Raw genomic sequence first — 16,875 nt, 5'->3', positions numbered from 1 at the left:
GAAATGTATTAACTTTGATAAACCATTAACCAAAACCAAAGGCCATGGAAGTGAGAGAAGTCTTTGCCATGCGGAAGGAAGGTCACTATGAGGAGGCCTACCGTGCCATCATGCAACTCTACGCAATACATCGTGGGCCGCACACCAACCTGTGCATGTTCTGGTGTACTAACGACTTGTTCAAGCTGCGCGCCAAAGAGAAGCGTACCGCAGAAGCACGACGACTGCTGCTGCAGCTGGTCAGGCTCTACCCCCAGACCCCGGACCGCATCGGTCAGGGCAACAGAGCCATCATCAACGCGGCACTCGCCATGGACCGACTCGTGGACGACTTCAACCTGATCTACTTCATGCCCTGGTTCAATCGCATGACCGACGCCGACTGGCAACCTTATATGGCCGGAGGCCATAAAGTGCCGTCGCTCGGACAGCAGGTAGTAAACCACTTGCTGAAAGACCTGTCCAAACGAGACGCGGCCTATATTGACCAGATAGCCGACCTCTTCAGAAAAGCCTTCGAAAAGGCGCCTTACTACAAGGGAAACCTCAGACACCTGGCACAGATGCACAGCTTAGTGGGTCACACCGATAAGGCTGTCGATGCTTATAAGCTGCTCCTCAAACGGCATCACGACAGCTATCTATATGCTGAGCTTGCCAAACTGCTCACCGATAACACGCAGAAGATAGCCCTTTACTGCCAGGCCATCGTGCATCAGTGGCGGGAAGAGTACACCGCCAAATATCATCTTGAGCTGGCATGGCTCATGCACGCCACCCTACCCCGCCGCGCAGCCTTTGAGTTGGCACGTTACATGGATATCAAGCAACGATACAACCAGCGTGTCGTACCGTCAGCGCTCCGCCTGCAAACAATACTCAAGGAGGTCACACCCGTCTCTTCCAGTGAGGAGCAGACACTCTATGAGCGGTCAGAGAAAGCTGTGGAAAGAATACTCGCATGAACTCCCTCTTACGCGTTAAAAATCACTTTTGAGTTGTTCTCCACGCTTTTATTCCCTGCTGCTGCATGATTCCCTTTTCCCACTCTGCTTCCCGCCAACCCTTGTAAAGATGATAGCAAAAGAGAGATGCAGAATGGTGCAAACCTATCAAAAATGTAAGCCTAAATTAATAACAGTTGTAACAATGTATTAAACAATGTTATTTATTTAAGGATTATTGCTAAAATATTTGGACATATAAGGATAATCATATTATCTTTGCAGTGTACTATTAATGTGGTACACTAATATAGATAATAATCATTATAAACAAAGACAATATGATTGAAGTAAGAGACCTCTGTTTTCACTACCAGGGCAGCAAGCACCAAGTGTTCAATCACTTCGACTTGCAACTGGAGGCAGGCAACGTCTACGGCCTGTTAGGCAAGAATGGCACCGGTAAGTCGACACTGCTCTATCTCATCAGCGGCCTGCTCCGTCCCGACACAGGCACCGTCAGCATGGATGACATAGAGAGCCGCCTACGCAAACCCGAAATGCTACGGCAGCTATTCATCGTTCCCGAGGAGTATGCCATGCCCGATATGAGCTTCGACACTTTCTCTGCCATGATGCGCATCTTCTACCCCACCTTCAGCGACGAACTGCTGTCAAAATGTCTTTCCGACTTCGAGATGCCCATAAGGCCCAATCTCAAGGAACTGTCAATGGGTCAGAAGAAGAAAGTATACATGAGCTTTGCCATTGCCACGGGCACCCGTCTGCTGATGATGGACGAGCCGACCAACGGGCTCGACATCCCCTCGAAGGCACTCTTCCGCAAGGTTATCGCCAACTACATGGCCGAAGACCGCACGCTCATCATCTCCACCCACCAGGTTCACGACATCGAGAGCCTGCTCGACCACGTCGTCATCATTGATCAGAGCCGTGTGCTGCTCAACAGCTCCATCGCCGATGTGTCGAAACGTTACGCCTTCCGTTATCTCACCCCTGCCGAAACTGACAGTCGGGTCATCTACGCTGAGCCGACCCTGCAAGGCAACGCTGCCATCGTGGAAAGGCAGGAAGACGAGGAGGAGACTCAAGTGAACCTTGAACTGCTCTTCAATGCCGTCATCAGCGGGAAATGTTTGTCATAGGAAAGAACAGCCTCAACTTAACCATCACAGAAAAACAACATCATCATGAATATAAAGAGATTCTTCCATGTGCTCCTCTGGCAATTAGCCATCAGCAGGCGTCAGCTCATCACCTTCGCACTGGTCTTCTTCGGAATCATCGTCATCCCGCAGATCTTTGGACTGATACTCAACAGGAACGCCAACACCACCGATCAGACTGCCCCCATCGTTACCATTGGTCTCTGCGCTTATCTGCTATTGGGCGGTGCCACCTTCTTCACTCATCTCAAGTCGCGCCAGGAGCGCATCAATGAGTTCATGTTGCCGGCATCCAACCAGGAGAAGTTCATCGCGCGTTACCTCATTCACTTCATTATCATCCCGCTGGTGGCCATTCCCAGTTTCCTTGCGGGCGACCTCGTACAGCATCTGCTCACGCTTACTTTCGGATTAGGGCAGGAGCAATGGGCCACCAGTTCTGCAGTCCAGATGATCAAAGGCATGATCAGCGGAAGCGCCTGGACTGACACGCATACCGTCTACACTGCGATATTTGTGTTTTGCCTCATCTCTTTACATGCCTCCTTTATTTTCCTGGGGAGCATTTTCCACAAGCAGCCAGCAGTCATGGCAGTACTTTCGTGGATAGTCATCAGCATGCTGATTCTCATGACTACGGCATTGGCAGCAGGCCTTGTGGATTTAACCCAAAGCGGCTATGTCATTATTCTCTACGACAATTGGTTTAACGCCGCATTAATCCTACTCAATATTTTATTCATAGCATTCTGCTTCTGGTTTGCCTATCGCAAGTACACCCGTCTGCAGGTCATTAACAACAAATGGATCAACAAGTAATCACCCTTTTAAAACACATAGCATCATGAAAAGAACAATATCCCTTCTCTTTGTGCTCATAGCCATCCTCTCCTTTTCAGCTTGCCGTATCGAGAAAGTCAACGACAGTAAAGAACCGGCAAAGACGTGGCAGCTCAATCTCCGCAACTTCTCCGCCATCCGCAACAGTACTGGCTGCGATATACATTTCATACAGTCAGACACCTTCAAAGTCACACTCAAAGCCACTCAGCTGTGGCGAGACACCCATAATATCAGCGTGGAGGACGGTAATGTCCTGTCTATCTACGAATTATCTCAAAGGGAAAGGAAAGGCATAACCGTTTTACGTATCAACAATGAATACGGTGCCGAACTGTGGGTCAGCGCACCAAGCCTGACCAATGTAGAGACCTACGGCAGCGGTGACTTCACAACAGATAAGGATATCAACGGCGAAAGTCTCAACATCAGCATAGCAGGCAGCGGTGACACCAGCCTGAAAGGTGTGTCACTCAGCAAGAATTTCACCTATCAATTGTCAGGAAGTGGCGATCTCATCACCGGTACTATCCGGGCCAACAAAGTGGACTATGGCATAGCCGGCAGCGGAGACGTCAGCAGCAAGCTCAACAATGTGAACGACACACAGCTGACCATAGCCGGATCCGGCGACGCCGACCTCACCTTCAGCGGTTGCAGACATGCCGCTGTAAGCATTTCAGGAAGTGGAGATATCAAGCTTTCGGGGCAGCTGGAGACCCTCGACAAACAAGTTTCAGGCAGTGGAGACATCTATACCTCTAAGCTGCGATTAGGTAAATAAATCGTTAGGCTTATGGCATTCAACAACGACAAAGCCATCTATCTGCAGATAGCTGACCGCCTGAGCGACGAGATCCTCGCCGGAGTCTACAAGGCTTTCGACCGTGTCCCCAGCATGCGCGAGTATGCTGCAAGGCTTGGAGTCAACGCCAATACAGCGGTTAAGGCCTACGAACAGCTCGCACAGGAAGGTGTCATCTTCAATAAGCGCGGCCTCGGCTATTTCGTAGCGGAAGATGCACAGCAATATATCAAGGCCACAAGGCGCAACACCTTTCTCAAAACCGTACTGCCCGAAGTGGTCAGACAGATGAAACTGCTCGACATTACGATGGACGACATCCGTAAAGCCTACGCTTCCGTCCAGTCCTGACAACGCGGAGGCGGCCCCTAACGGCCGCCCGCACCCAGCAAACGTGATTTCCATAACACTCTAATAAGACAAAAATAACAATGAAAACAACCAGAAAATTTCTGCTTTCTCTCAGCATACTGGCGCTCTGTCCGTTGACATCCATGGCACAAGACATCAAGGACACTCTCAATCTGCAGGGCGTAGAGGTCGTGGCACAGAAGCCGGTGGTGAAGATGACCACCGACAAGATGACCTATAACGTGCAGCAAGACCCCGACTCAAAGACGATGACACTCCTCGACATGCTGCGCAAGGTGCCCATGGTCACCGTAGACGGACAAGACAACGTCAGCGTGAAAGGTTCCTCCAACTTCAAAGTCTATGTCGACGGCAAGCCTAACCAGATGTTTCAAAGCAATCTCTCACAGATAGCCAAGTCCATTCCCGCCTCCATGGTGCAGAGTGTGGAGGTCATCAGCTCACCCGGAGCCAAGTATGATGCAGAGGGCACCATGGGCGTACTCGACATCAAAATGTTGCACAATAACAGCCAAGGCCTCACGGACTGTAGCAATTGCTACAACGGCAACATGGCCCTCTACGCCAGCACAAAAGGCGTGGGGGCCAGCTCCTACGTTGGCGGGCAACAGGGAAAGTTCACTTACAGCGTCGATGCCTTCACGCAATGGGCCACCATCAAAGACTTCAACATGGAGAATACGCGCGTCCAGAGCAGCGCCGATGGCCTGTCAAGTCAAGTCTCCTCCATGAACAACACCGTACGCCAGCCTTTCACGATGGGCACTCTCACCCTTGGCTATGCCATCGACTCGCTCAGAAGCATCGGCGCAAGCGTCGGTGTCAGCGGTGGCGCACAAAACAACAACTTCTCGCCGACAATGGCTTTCCAAGGCGGCATCTACGGTACGGGATTCCGCTACCAATACGACCTCAGCCAGCACAGCCGCTTCATGGGCACCAACGCCAGTGCCGATTACCAACGATGGCTCAACGCCGGCCACACTTCCTCGTTCATTCTCAGCTATCTCTACGACTATAACCCCGCACGCAACCGCACGCGCACCCTATATAATAATGTGGGCAACGTCGTGAGGCTCACCCTCAACAACCTCTTCTCCGACTCGCACACGTGGGGCACAAGCCACACCGTGCAGGGCGATTTCACCCTCGACCTCGGCCAAGGACAGACCTTAGAGACCGGTGCAAAGTTTATCAGCCGTCGCAACAAAAGCGACAACCGCTTCTATGACGTAGAGAAGGGGGTCGACGTGTTCAATGCTGACAACAGCATCAACTACCGCAACCTCCAGAACATCGTGGCAGGATACGCACAATATAAAATAGCCAAAGAAAAGTTCAACGCACGCCTCGGCCTGCGCTATGAACATACATTTGAGAGCGTGAAATACAGAGACCGCAGCGAGCGCGACTTCCACAAGGACTATGGCAACCTCGTACCCTCGGCCAGCACAGGCTACAATCTCACGCCAACCTCCAACATCGGTCTGACCTATACCATGCGCATCTCGCGGCCGGACATCTCACAACTCAACCCCTACACCGACCGCACCGACCCCACAGCCTTGAGCTACGGCAGTCCCTCGTTGGCCGTAGTCAAAGCGCACGACATCAGCCTGGCCTACAACTTCTTCTCGCCAAAGTTCATGTTCAATGCCAGTCTCAGCCAGGATTACAGTGGCAACGAGATTGAGAACTATTCATTTGTGGACAAAGACAACAAGTACAACACCACCTACGCCAACAACGGCCGCAGCAGTATGACGTTTCTCTCGGCTTTTGTCCGCTTTGTGATGAGCAAGACTACGACTATAATGTTCAATGGCAAAGTGGGCTACGGCGACTGGAAAGCCAAGGAGGCAGGCCTGCACAACTGGGGATGGGGCGGTAACGGCTATCTCGGACTCGAGCAGCAACTGCCCTGGGAAATCAAGGGTACAGCAGGCATCTTCGCCAGAACCCGTGACTATAACCTCATGGGGTACGGCAGCAGCTCGATGCACATCCTCACTCTCTCCCTTACCCGTACGTTCCTTAAAGACAGATTGGAGCTCTCGGCACGTTATATCAATCCTTTCGGCAAACGTTTAACCATCAAGACGCTGGCAAACGGAAAGGATTTCAGCAACCTTTCGTGCATTTCGTTCCCCCTGCAGATGGGAATGATCTCCGTGAAATGGAACTTTGGAAACACGAAGAAGCAATTCAACCAATACAAGAGCAACATCAAGAACGACTTCAACGACGCACGAAAGAAAGAAGACCCGACGTCAGGAATCGGCATGTGAGGCGTGGACCATCCACAGATACATCACAACGGCAAGCAACTGCACCGCAAACTCGCGATGCCTCTACACCATAATCGCATTGTCTCTACACTGTAATGGCATTGCCTCTACACTGTAATCGCATTGCCTCTACACTGTAATGGCATTGCCTCTACGGCGTAATGGCATTGCCTCTACAGCGTGAAGGAAGAATCATTGGTTATTGCTGTCCACCAGATCACGCTTGGACTTCGACCTCACCACCAGCCATACGCCCGAGAATATCAGAATGACAGCGAGGCCCTGGGGCACGGTGAACACACTCAGCCCCGTGAGTACGCTGACGACAACCGACACCACCGGCTGCACATAATTGTACACGCTGACCACCGTAGGACGAAGTATCCGTTGTCCCACCACCGCAAGCAGATAGCTTAAAAATGTGCCAAAGATCACCACATAGCCCACCTCAAGCCACATTGCCGGCGTGATGGCCTGCCATGACAAGCAGGATACATGCGCGCCGGTGAAAGGCAACAGGAAAAGACACGACCAAGTGAACATCCACTTATTGACGGTCACTACATTGTATTTTCTGATCAGGGGGTTGTAAAGCGTCAGATAGAGCGCGAAAGACAACTGCGCGCCCATGCACATCAAGTCGCCCCAAATGTTTCCTGTCTTGCCTCCGCTATGCGCACTCGACAAGATCAGGAAGACTGCTCCGGCACACCCCATCGCCACACCGCCGACTTTCATCCACGTGAGTGGCTCACGCAGGATAAAAAACGAAAGCACCATGGCAAAAATAGGCATGGATGTGGTCACGATACTGGAGTTGACCGGCGACGTGAAACTCAGCCCTACCGTGTAGAGACACTGGTTGAAAACCACGCCTAACAACGCGGCGCCGGCCATGAGCAACACATGACGCCACGGCATGCGCTCCTTGACAAACAGTGATGAGAACCAAAAAAGCAGGGCTGCTCCAGCCACACGGAAAGAAACGAGCGAAACATTGTCAACGCCATGAAGCATCACATCTTTGCCCAGCGGAGCCAGCAGTCCCCAGAAGATCTCTGCCGAGAGCAGGCTCAGATGCGCCTGAAGCGGCTTATTGTTACCCATTAACACAAGCAATTCCTAAAAAACGTTGCAAAGATAGCAATTTCTTAACCTTATTGTATCAACAAAGTAATATTTTTATTATTTTTGCCACAAATAACACTGCAATCTATAAAAGCCATGCAAAAATATGCAGACTATATCACCCAAATAGAGATCGACGCGCTGTGGAGCGGCCGCAAGCACATCTTGTGGAACCTTGACCGCCGCGTGAATATCCTCAGTGGGGTCAATGGTGTAGGCAAGTCAACCATCATCAACAAGGTGGTAAAGGGGCTCTCTGCCGGTGGCGAATTTCCCTCACATATGCTCAAAGGCGTACACCTCAAGGTGGATCCCGAGGATGCCAACTGGATACGCTTCGACATCATACGCTCATTTGACCGGCCGCTCATCAACGCAGAGGTCATCTCGCAGATGAATATTTCCCTCGCCACCGAACTTGACTGGCAGCTCTATAAACTCCAACGCAAATACCTTGATTATCAAGTCAACATCGGAAACCGCATCATCGAGGTATTGCAGAAAGGCGGAGCACAGGCCGCCAGCGACGCACAGAAGCTCTCTGAGCCGAAGAAGAAGTTTCAGGATATCATTGATTCTCTCTTTGCCGATACAGGTAAGAAAATCGTACGCACCGAAAATGAGATCAGCTTCTCACAGATTGGTGAGACGCTGGTGCCTTATCAACTGTCGAGTGGCGAGAAACAGATCCTCGCTATCCTGCTTACGGTGCTTGTAGAAGACCAGAAACCTTACGTTCTCTTCATGGACGAGCCAGAAGTGAGCCTCCATATAGAATGGCAGAAAAAACTGATCGACCTCATCCTTGAGCTCAATCCAAACGTTCAGATCATTCTCACCACCCATTCCCCTGCCGTCATTATGAACGGATGGATGGATAAGGTGACGGAAGTGTCTGACATAACAGTCTGAGTATGAGACGGCTTCAGGACAATCTCACCTCCCACTATTTGGAGGCGGCCAACCGTCTCAACCCGCGCCGGCAACGCAGAAAAATAGTAGCCTATGTGGAAAGCTACGACGACGTTTTCTTCTGGAGAAGCATCCTAAGCCAGTTCGAGACCGAGTACTATTATTTCGAGATCATGCTCCCCACCCGTGAGAACAACTTAGAGCGAGGCAAGAAAGCCGCCTTGATGAGTGCCCTGAACGGAAAGACGGGACAGTGGCTCATCGCCTGCGTAGATGCCGATTACGACTACCTTATACAGGGCGCCACAGAGATTTCACGACAAATAAACGGGAACCCTTTTATCTTCCACACCTATGCCTACGCCATCGAGAACATGCAGTGCTACGCGCCATCGCTCCATGACGTATGCGTGGCCGTGACACTCAACGACCGTGTCATCTTCAACATACAGCAGTATCTCGAAGAGCTCTCCCGCGCCATCTGGCCGCTCTTCGTATGGAACATCTGGTATTACCGCATGAATCGATACGGACAATTCACGATGACCGACTTCCTACATATCATCGAGACGGGCAATTTCAATATGGGCAATGCAGACCATATCATCGCGCAAGTCAGAAATAAAGTCAGCAAGCGGTGTGAACAGCTGCGTCGGAACAATCCCCTTGCCACGGAAAGCTACTCTGCCTTGGCAAAAGAGCTGCGCCAACTCGGCGTAACGCCGGAGACCACTTACCTTTACATCCAGGGGCATCATCTCTTCGACAAAGTCGTAGTGCCGATGATGAACCGTGTCTGCGACAAGCTCATCCGCCAACGACAGGCAGAAATAGCATGCCAGAGCGTGCATGGAACACAACGCCGCAACGAATTGTCATGCTACAACAACTCTGTTGAAGACGTCATCCCCATGCTCAAAAAGAACACGAGCTTCGCCACCTCAGAGCCCTACCGCCATATCAAGGCCGACCTCACGGCATTTATGCAGCGGCTTCAACAAACTGAGAAACAAACAACTAACGATACAACAACCATAAACACACTTCAGGAATGAAAAGATTTCTTTTAGCTGTTGCCGTCCCGCTTGCCGCGGCTGCCGCAATGGCGCAAAGTAACCCTTTGTGGATGCGTTACCCTGCCATCTCGCCTGATGGGCAAACGGTAGCCTTCTCCTACAGAGGAGACATCTGGACAGTGCCTTCCACCGGTGGACAGGCACGGCAGATCACAACCAATCCCGCTTATGAGGCATGCCCTGTCTGGAGCCCCGACTCACGGCAGATAGCTTTCTTATCAACCCGCGAGGGCAGCAAGGACGTTTATGTTGTCGGCAGAAATGGTGGCTCGCCACGGCGGTTGACCACCGACAGCGGCAACGAGACGCCCCTGGCATGGCTGAACGACAGCACCATCTTGCTGCAGGCATCCATCATGCCGACAGCAGCAAGCATCGTCTTCGCCAGCAACAGCTTCCCACAGGTATACAAGGTCAGCGTCAATGGCGGGCGCATGCGGCTCTTCTCCGACATCACCATGCAGGACATCAGCGTGAGTAAAGACGGAGCAATACTCTATCACGACCAGAAAGGCTATGAGGATTACTTCCGCAAGCATCACCAGTCACCCATCTGCCGCGACATCTGGCTTTACAAAAATGGTACCTACACCAAGCTCACTGACTTTGCAGGAGAGGACCGCACACCCGTTTGGGGAAGCGATGCCGACACCTATTATTACCTGAGCGAGGAAGATGGTACCTTCAATGTCTACAAACGGCGTATCGGCCAGACCACAAAAACACAGCTCACCCACTACAAAGGCAACCCCGTGCGCTTTCTGACACGCGCCGCCGACGGTACACTATGCTATGGATACGACGGTGAGATCTATACGCTTCGTGAAGGTAGCCAGCCCGTCAAGCTGGATGTATCGGTTGTAGCCGACGATGGCAGCGACAAGCTCCAGCGGCAGGTGCTCAAGAGTGGTGCGACGGAATTTACCGTATCGCCATCAGGCAAGGAGGTTGCCTTCGTCGTTCACGGCGATGTCTACGTCACTTCCACCGACTATACCACCACCAAACAGATTACTGACACGCCTGAACAGGAGCGAAACATCAACTTCTCGCCCGACGGACGCAGTCTTGTCTACGCCTCTGAGCGAAACGGACTATGGCAGATTTACCAGACAAGCATTGTCAAGAAAGACGAGAAACAGTTCACCTACGCCACACAACTCAAGGAAGAACAACTCGTCAATTCATCACTTGTTGACATGCAACCGGCCTACAGTCCCGATGGCAAGAGCGTAGCCTACATAGAAGACCGCGGCACGCTGAAGACTGTCGACGTGAAGACTAAAACTGTGCGCAAGCTCATGGACGGCAAGTTCCAGTACAGTTACCAAGACGGAGACCTATGGTTCAAGTGGAGCCCTGACAGCCGCTGGCTATTGTCCAACTATATCGGCAACGGAGGCTGGAACAACAGCGACATTGCTCTTGTGCCTGCAGACGGCAGTCAGAAAATCACCAATCTTACCAACAGCGGCTATAACGACAACAACGGGCGATGGGCACTTGGTGGCAAGGCAATGGTGTTCATGAGTGACCGTGCCGGCTACCGCAGTCACGGCAGTTGGGGTGCTGAGGACGACGCTTACATTATGTTCTTCGACCTTGACGCATACGAAAGATTCCGTATGGGCAAAGAGGAGCGCGCGCTCTACGATGAGGCACACAAGAAAGAGAAACAAGATACCACAAAGAAGAAAAAGCCTCTGATCAAGTTCCGTAAATGGAATACTAAGAAAGCTCAAGACAAAGAGAAAAAGGACGACAGTAAGACCTTGAAATTTGACCTCGCCAATTGCCGCGACCGCATTATCCGCCTTACCGTCAACTCTTCACACATGGGTGATGTCATCCTCTCACCCGGAGGAGACACGCTGTATTACCAGGCGCGCTTCGAAGGAGGCTACGACCTGTGGAAAAGAGACCTTTTAGAAAACAAGACAGAGATTGTATTGAAGAACGTAGGGTACGGACTTGAAGCTGACAAGGACTTCAAAAACCTCTATGTCTATAACAACGGTATCTGCAAAATCAATCTTGCCGAGAATTCACAAAAGTACATCAACTTTGAAGCACCGTTCAACTACCGTCCCTATGATGAGCGTGCCTATATCTTCAACCATGCATGGCAGCAGGTAAAAGACAAGTTCTACGACCCCAAACTGCATGGCGTCGATTGGGAAGGCTACAAAAAGACGTATGCTAAATTCCTGCCTTACATCAACAACAACTACGATTTCAGCGACCTACTTTCCGAATTGCTCGGTGAGCTCAATGCCTCCCACACAGGATCACGCTACTATCCGTATGGCGAGCCACTTCAAACGGCAGCTCTCGGACTCTTCTTCGACAACAACTACGACGGTGACGGCCTGAAAGTAGAGGAAGTTATTGCCCGTGGACCATTTGTCGTACGCGACACCGGCGTGAGAAAAGGCTGTATCATCGAGGCCATCGACGGACAGAAAATACGCAAAGGCGAAGACTATACGTCGCTTCTTGAGGGTAAATCCGGCAAAATGATGCACGTTGCGGTTTTCGACCCCGCAAAGAAGAAGCATTTCGACGTAGTCATCCGCGCCATCTCACGCTCTGCTCAAACCAACCTGCTCTATCGTCGATGGGTGGACCGCAACCGCCATATGGTAGATTCACTCTCCCATGGCACTGTCGGCTACGTTCATGTAAAGGAGATGAACAGTGAAAGCTTCCGTACGATATTCAGCCAACTGCTATCCGATTCGATGCGCATGAAGAAAGCCGTCATCGTCGACGAGCGACACAATGGTGGCGGATGGCTGCACGACGACCTCTGTACCCTGCTCTCGGGCAAGCAGTATGCCAGGTTTATCGCTCATGGCAAGTATATCGGCTACGATCCTTGGAATAAGTGGGTGAAGCCCTCCTGCGTCATGATTTGTGAGGACGACTACAGCAACGGGCACGGATTTCCTGCCATCTACAAGACACTCGGTATCGGCAAACTTGTCGGCACACCCGTTGCAGGAACCATGACTGCTGTGTGGTGGGAGACGATGATGAACGGTATGGTCTTCGGTATCCCGCAGGTTGGTAACGAAGGAATGGATGGACAGTTCTTCGAAAACAAGCAGCTCAACCCGGACATCACAGTCTACAACACCCCACATGACTATGAAACGGGAAACGATGAGCAGCTGAAAGCTGCCGTGGAGAACTTCAAGTAAGGAAAAGGAGATAAGTATTTGTCTCGGCAGAGCTTATCTCCTTTTTTCTATTATTATTTATATCTGATTAGGAATCAATGGCTGTAAGGCGTACGCTTCACCATTTCCTCCGTGCGCCAGGGGGCCGGCGCACCACCAAGATATTGATGGAACCATTCCAAATGGGCATTGTAATAGAGCGGCATCGATTTAAGGTTGCTGGGCCAGTGACCGTCGTTGTCAAAGACAATGATACGGCTTGGAATGCCCAAAGTCTGAAGCGTAGAGAAATATTGCAACGCCTGTGTGTAAGGCACACGGTAGTCGCGTTCTCCAGTGATGATCAAAGTCGGCGTAGAAAAGTTCTTCACATACTCCGACGGGCTCCACTTCTTATACAGTTCTGAGTTCCACGGCTGCCCTTCTAACTCAAAGTTGGGGAACCAAAGTTCTTCCGTAGCACCCCACATAGAGCGGAGATCATACAGTCCCATCATCGAAGCCAGGCATTTGAAGCGCTTGGTATGTCCCTGCAACCAGTTCATGAAATAGCCGCCATAGCTCCATCCCATGGCACCCATGCGTGTAGAGTCGATATACGACAGTTGGGCAAGAGCATCGGTTACCTTCATCACATCAATGAAAGGACGTCCACCCCACGACCCACTGATGTCGCGGCAGAACTTTTGTCCATAGCCCGTAGAGCCGTGAGGATTGGGATAGGCCACAACATATCCGGCACCAGGATAGACCTGCCAGTCGGCACGGTAAGAGTTCATCCATTGCATCTGCGGCCCGCCATGGACGTTGATAATGAGAGGATACTTCTTCGTTGCATCGAAACCGTGAGGCTTGACGATAAACACCTCTACAGAATCACCGTCAGCACCCTGCACCCACATTGTTTCCGAGGGACGGATGTCGACTTCAGCCTCAAAGGCATCGTTGTAATGGGTCACCTGCGTGATTTTACGTGGATTCTTCACTGTAGTCTGATAGATAGCGGAAGGCTTCCCTGTAGTGGAAAAAGCAAAGTAAATGTTGCCCTTACGGTCGACATCAAAGCCGGAGATAGCTTTATTGGCGATGACACAACGCATCCTTCCGTTCTTCACATCTAATTCATAGAGCGGCTCAGCTCCACGTACTTCGCCAAGGAAATAGATCTTCTTGGAGTCGGCTGACCATTGGTAACTATCCACCCAATTGTCGAAAGCCTCCGTCAGCACACGCTTCTGACCAGTCTTGCGATCAATAAGGCCCAAGATAAAGCGATCGCTCTCATAGCCTGGTGTGCGCTGGAAGCGATAGGCGATGTACCTGCCGTCGGGTGAATACTGTGGAGATCCATCCCACGCTTTGTTTTCGGCCGTGAGGTTCTTGGTCTCACCACCTGTCACCGGGACTGTCCAAAGATCACAGTTAGTGCTTGCTGCCGGATTGGCATCATGGTTGCTCAGATAGCAAAGTTCCTTGCTGTCAGGCGAGAATGCAAATCCGGACGGACCCGAAGGTGAGAAGACTGGAGAATGATAATTCCCAGGCGTAACATCCGTATAGGTTTTATTCATGGTGTCAAAGACAATGATATGCCAGTACTTACTATCTGTATAATCCGTCCAATGACGGAAAAGCAAGTGGTCGCTGACGTGAGCCTGAATGGGATTCTTACGTTTGGCCTCGTTGGCCTCCTTGTTGAGTGAGCCGTCAGTGTCTTTCAAGTTGGGGTCTACCTCTGCTGCGAAAGCAATGTAGCGTCCGTCGGGAGAGACCACAGCTCCTTGTACACCAAGCTGATAATCAGTCAGCTGTACGGAGACCAATGGATTGCCAGCCTCAGCACGCCACACCTGCGCTGATCCGCTGCGCGACGAGGTGTAATAAATAAACTTGCCATCACCGCTCCATTGCGGCGCATAGCTCTTGCCGTCCGTCGTCAAGGCCTGGCCATTGGCGACGATAATGTCAGAGGTAGATTTCTGTTTGGCAAGGTCAGAAGAACTGAGCGTGTAAGCCATATTACCACCTACCGATACGGATGGTCCATAAGCAGACTTGACACGATAGACATCCTCAATGGTAAACGCATGCTTTTGGGCTTTGGCTCCCAAACATAGAAAGGGAAGAGCCAACATGAAAATGAATGGATGATTCATATTACAATTGATGTTATAAAACGCTTTTTGAAATACAAAGTTAATGAATTTATTCATTTTAACGAAATGCGATTGCCCAAGATAATGGTCGAATTTATAGTTCAAACTACGCATGTGAAGGGGAAAAATCGTTAAGACAGGGTATCCTTGCAAGGGCGACCCCTGTGGCCGCCCGTAACCGAAGGGTATGGTGTTGGTTCTTCCGAAGAACAGAAACCGAAATCACCCTTTGAGTTGTTAATATGACACTCCGATATTTAATGTCCTGAACCGATATTTAATGTCCTGAATAGCAAAATAGTCCTTTGAAAATTTGTACATCGAACGAGACACCCTAATAAATTAATAAACTAAGCAACTAAAGGCAAATGGATAACAGTTGCATAACCTAATATGTAAATGCCGCATCTATTGGATTAATAAAAATAATGGCATTGAAGTTTAACAATTCTAATTGGCTTTCTTTACAGCATTTCCAATTTAATGCCTAACGATAAGCCAAGAATATCCCAGAAAGAAATAGAAGATCCCATGAGGAGGGAGCGGATATACAAGTCGCACGATCCGAACTCGTAGAATAACTTTATGCGTTTGAAATAGTATTTTTCTGGATTGAAGCTAAAAGTCAGCTGTTGTCCTACTGACACATTGAGTCTGAATTTGGTAGAGAGCGCTTCGTAGTACCTATCGGGGTAGCGCCCCGGCTGACTTTTCCAGAACTCATGACCGTAAACAGTATTAAGATAGACGCTGACTTGAAGAGGCTCCAAAGAGATATAGTCGTTGAAACTGACACTCCAAGGGATATAGTTCTGTTTGACCGTATTGGTGATATGTGCGCGCGTACTACTGTATTTCGGAATAACCCCCCACAGTACCTGCGTTTCCCACTGGCTCCGCTTCCCATAGGACCAGCCCACTCCGGCGGAAAGCAGCCCCATGTTGCCAGCATTCTGAACGACAACCTGCGTGGGAATCAGACTTGCCCAATAATGGCGCATACGGTTGACACGGCGATCGTATCGGCTGTCAGAAATACTGTCTTGCCCCAATGCCGTGAACGAAACCAAAAGAGCAATGCCCAACAACAGCCATCGATCTGTACTTTGCCTACGTCTGTTGATAGCGGGATGCTTAAAAATGCACGGTCTCATATCTATAGCCATTGGGAGTGAAGGTAAAAATCTGATAGTTTCGGTGAACGGCGGCGTCGATGCCATACCACATCACACCATCATGAAATATGTCAATAGCCGTCCGGGAATGGTCATGACCATAGATACAGCACTGCAATCCAGGAAAAAGTTTAATCACATAGTCAAACATACCCTTCACATTATTATTGAACTGGTCGCTCCCCGGACAAGCATGCATCACGAATACCGTTCGGTCGAAGTCGGCTGAATCTGCATAAAACTGCTGCTGTATATAGTCGAAGTTGGGTACTGCAGCCATGTAGTCATATTCAGTTGCATTGGTATTGATGCAAATAAACTTAGTTCTCGCCGCGATAAATGAGAAGTCAAGAGCTGTCCCAAATTCCTTCTTCCATACCTCATCACCTGTACCTAAGAAGTCATGATTGCCTATCAACACTACGTAAGGCTTGTTAAGCTTCTTAATAATGTTCCAGCCCCACTCAAACTCACGCGTAGTACCGGTGTCAGTGAAGTCACCACAATGGACAACGAAGTCAATACTGTCGTTGGAATTAATGGACTTCACCTCTTCACGAAACTCTTTATGCCATAGGTGCGTGTCGCTGATGAAGGCCACACGAAGCGTATCACAGTTACGATAACGACTCTCAATGAGAGAGATGTTAGTAGCATTGAGATTGATTCCTCCTTTGTAGTGGGTATCATAAGGGTGCACGTCGAACATTCCCTTGTCGCAAGCAACAAGGGAAAGGACGAGTATGCAAAGAAAGACAAGCCTTAAAAAGGAAAACGGGATTCTGGAAAGCTGCATCTTTTTGTCTTATT

13 protein-coding genes are annotated in these 16,875 nt (G+C 50.2%); 9 read left to right on the top strand and 4 right to left on the bottom strand.

Annotated elements, in window-relative coordinates; all coding sequences use genetic code 11:
- Positions 1-44 precede the first annotated feature (44 nt).
- The 6 genes from PREMU_RS05145 (at position 45) to PREMU_RS05120 (ending at position 6,436) form a co-directional block, all read left to right on the top strand.
- The gene (locus tag PREMU_RS05145) at positions 45-965 is read left to right on the top strand and encodes a DUF7017 domain-containing protein (protein ID WP_007573643.1); all 921 of its coding nucleotides are present in this window, start codon (positions 45-47) and stop codon (positions 963-965) included.
- A 320-nt stretch (positions 966-1,285) separates the two neighbouring features.
- A complete protein-coding gene (locus tag PREMU_RS05140) occupies positions 1,286-2,110 on the top strand; it encodes an ABC transporter ATP-binding protein (RefSeq protein ID WP_007573642.1) in 825 nt (274 codons plus the stop codon).
- Positions 2,111-2,155: 45 nt separating this feature from the next.
- Positions 2,156-2,950, top strand: a complete 795-nt coding sequence (locus tag PREMU_RS05135) for a hypothetical protein (protein WP_007573641.1) — start codon at positions 2,156-2,158, stop codon at positions 2,948-2,950.
- Positions 2,951-2,975: 25 nt separating this feature from the next.
- Positions 2,976-3,755: a GIN domain-containing protein gene (locus PREMU_RS05130; RefSeq protein ID WP_007573640.1), complete on the top strand. Its 780-nt coding sequence runs from the start codon at positions 2,976-2,978 to the stop codon at positions 3,753-3,755.
- 12 nt (positions 3,756-3,767) lie between these two features.
- Positions 3,768-4,127 (top strand): GntR family transcriptional regulator, encoded by a 360-nt coding sequence (locus PREMU_RS05125; RefSeq protein ID WP_007573638.1) that lies wholly within the window; start codon positions 3,768-3,770, stop codon positions 4,125-4,127.
- Positions 4,128-4,207: 80 nt separating this feature from the next.
- Positions 4,208-6,436 carry an outer membrane beta-barrel family protein gene (locus PREMU_RS05120; RefSeq protein ID WP_007573637.1) on the top strand — a complete coding sequence of 743 codons (2,229 nt, stop codon included), beginning with the start codon at positions 4,208-4,210 and terminating at the stop codon, positions 6,434-6,436.
- 192 nt (positions 6,437-6,628) lie between these two features.
- Here the strand turns inward: PREMU_RS05120 and PREMU_RS05115 are convergent, their stop codons facing one another.
- Entirely contained in the window at positions 6,629-7,543 is a 915-nt protein-coding gene (locus PREMU_RS05115) for a DMT family transporter (RefSeq protein ID WP_007573634.1), read from the bottom strand.
- A 117-nt stretch (positions 7,544-7,660) separates the two neighbouring features.
- On the opposite strand from PREMU_RS05115, the gene PREMU_RS05110 reads away from it, so the two are divergent.
- From PREMU_RS05110 to PREMU_RS05100, 3 genes are read left to right on the top strand one after another with little or no spacing between them, the layout of a single operon-like run.
- Positions 7,661-8,476 (top strand): AAA family ATPase, encoded by an 816-nt coding sequence (locus tag PREMU_RS05110; protein ID WP_007573632.1) that lies wholly within the window; start codon positions 7,661-7,663, stop codon positions 8,474-8,476.
- A gap of 2 nt (positions 8,477-8,478) precedes the next feature.
- Positions 8,479-9,531, top strand: coding sequence for a DUF4435 domain-containing protein (locus tag PREMU_RS05105; protein ID WP_007573631.1), 1,053 nt, complete (start codon positions 8,479-8,481; stop codon positions 9,529-9,531).
- Positions 9,528-12,755, top strand: a complete 3,228-nt coding sequence (locus tag PREMU_RS05100; protein WP_007573628.1) for a S41 family peptidase — start codon at positions 9,528-9,530, stop codon at positions 12,753-12,755. The genes PREMU_RS05105 and PREMU_RS05100 overlap by 4 nt, the downstream gene beginning before the upstream one ends.
- 74 nt (positions 12,756-12,829) lie before the next feature.
- Here the strand turns inward: PREMU_RS05100 and PREMU_RS05095 are convergent, their stop codons facing one another.
- The 3 genes from PREMU_RS05095 to PREMU_RS05085 form a co-directional block, all read right to left on the bottom strand.
- Positions 12,830-14,890, bottom strand: coding sequence for a S9 family peptidase (locus tag PREMU_RS05095; protein ID WP_007573627.1), 2,061 nt, complete (start codon positions 14,888-14,890; stop codon positions 12,830-12,832).
- A 464-nt stretch (positions 14,891-15,354) separates the two neighbouring features.
- Positions 15,355-16,044, bottom strand: coding sequence for a hypothetical protein (locus PREMU_RS05090; protein WP_156803967.1), 690 nt, complete (start codon positions 16,042-16,044; stop codon positions 15,355-15,357).
- Positions 16,025-16,861, bottom strand: coding sequence for a metallophosphoesterase family protein (locus PREMU_RS05085; protein ID WP_007573625.1), 837 nt, complete (start codon positions 16,859-16,861; stop codon positions 16,025-16,027). The genes PREMU_RS05090 and PREMU_RS05085 overlap by 20 nt, the downstream gene beginning before the upstream one ends.
- Positions 16,862-16,875: the final 14 nt, after the last annotated feature.

The sequence above is a fragment of the Hallella multisaccharivorax DSM 17128 genome, assembly GCF_000218235.1.
Taxonomy (GTDB): domain Bacteria; phylum Bacteroidota; class Bacteroidia; order Bacteroidales; family Bacteroidaceae; genus Prevotella; species Prevotella multisaccharivorax.
Note: the sequence above shows the minus strand (reverse complement) of the source record. Positions and strands in the feature narration are given on the sequence as shown.

Bases quoted from the DNA above. Each gene is read 5' to 3' on its own strand.
- PREMU_RS05090 (WP_156803967.1), bottom strand. From the start codon at position 16,044: ATGAGACCGTGCATTTTTAAGCATCCCGCTATCAACAGACGTAGGCAA.
- PREMU_RS05105 (WP_007573631.1), top strand. From the start codon at position 8,479: ATGAGACGGCTTCAGGACAATCTCACCTCCCACTATTTGGAGGCGGCC.
- PREMU_RS05130 (WP_007573640.1), top strand. From the start codon at position 2,976: ATGAAAAGAACAATATCCCTTCTCTTTGTGCTCATAGCCATCCTCTCC.
- PREMU_RS05085 (WP_007573625.1), bottom strand. From the start codon at position 16,861: ATGCAGCTTTCCAGAATCCCGTTTTCCTTTTTAAGGCTTGTCTTTCTT.
- PREMU_RS05120 (WP_007573637.1), top strand. From the start codon at position 4,208: ATGAAAACAACCAGAAAATTTCTGCTTTCTCTCAGCATACTGGCGCTC.
- PREMU_RS05145 (WP_007573643.1), top strand. From the start codon at position 45: ATGGAAGTGAGAGAAGTCTTTGCCATGCGGAAGGAAGGTCACTATGAG.
- PREMU_RS05140 (WP_007573642.1), top strand. From the start codon at position 1,286: ATGATTGAAGTAAGAGACCTCTGTTTTCACTACCAGGGCAGCAAGCAC.
- PREMU_RS05095 (WP_007573627.1), bottom strand. From the start codon at position 14,890: ATGAATCATCCATTCATTTTCATGTTGGCTCTTCCCTTTCTATGTTTG.
- PREMU_RS05115 (WP_007573634.1), bottom strand. From the start codon at position 7,543: ATGGGTAACAATAAGCCGCTTCAGGCGCATCTGAGCCTGCTCTCGGCA.
- PREMU_RS05100 (WP_007573628.1), top strand. From the start codon at position 9,528: ATGAAAAGATTTCTTTTAGCTGTTGCCGTCCCGCTTGCCGCGGCTGCC.
- PREMU_RS05125 (WP_007573638.1), top strand. From the start codon at position 3,768: ATGGCATTCAACAACGACAAAGCCATCTATCTGCAGATAGCTGACCGC.
- PREMU_RS05135 (WP_007573641.1), top strand. From the start codon at position 2,156: ATGAATATAAAGAGATTCTTCCATGTGCTCCTCTGGCAATTAGCCATC.
- PREMU_RS05110 (WP_007573632.1), top strand. From the start codon at position 7,661: ATGCAAAAATATGCAGACTATATCACCCAAATAGAGATCGACGCGCTG.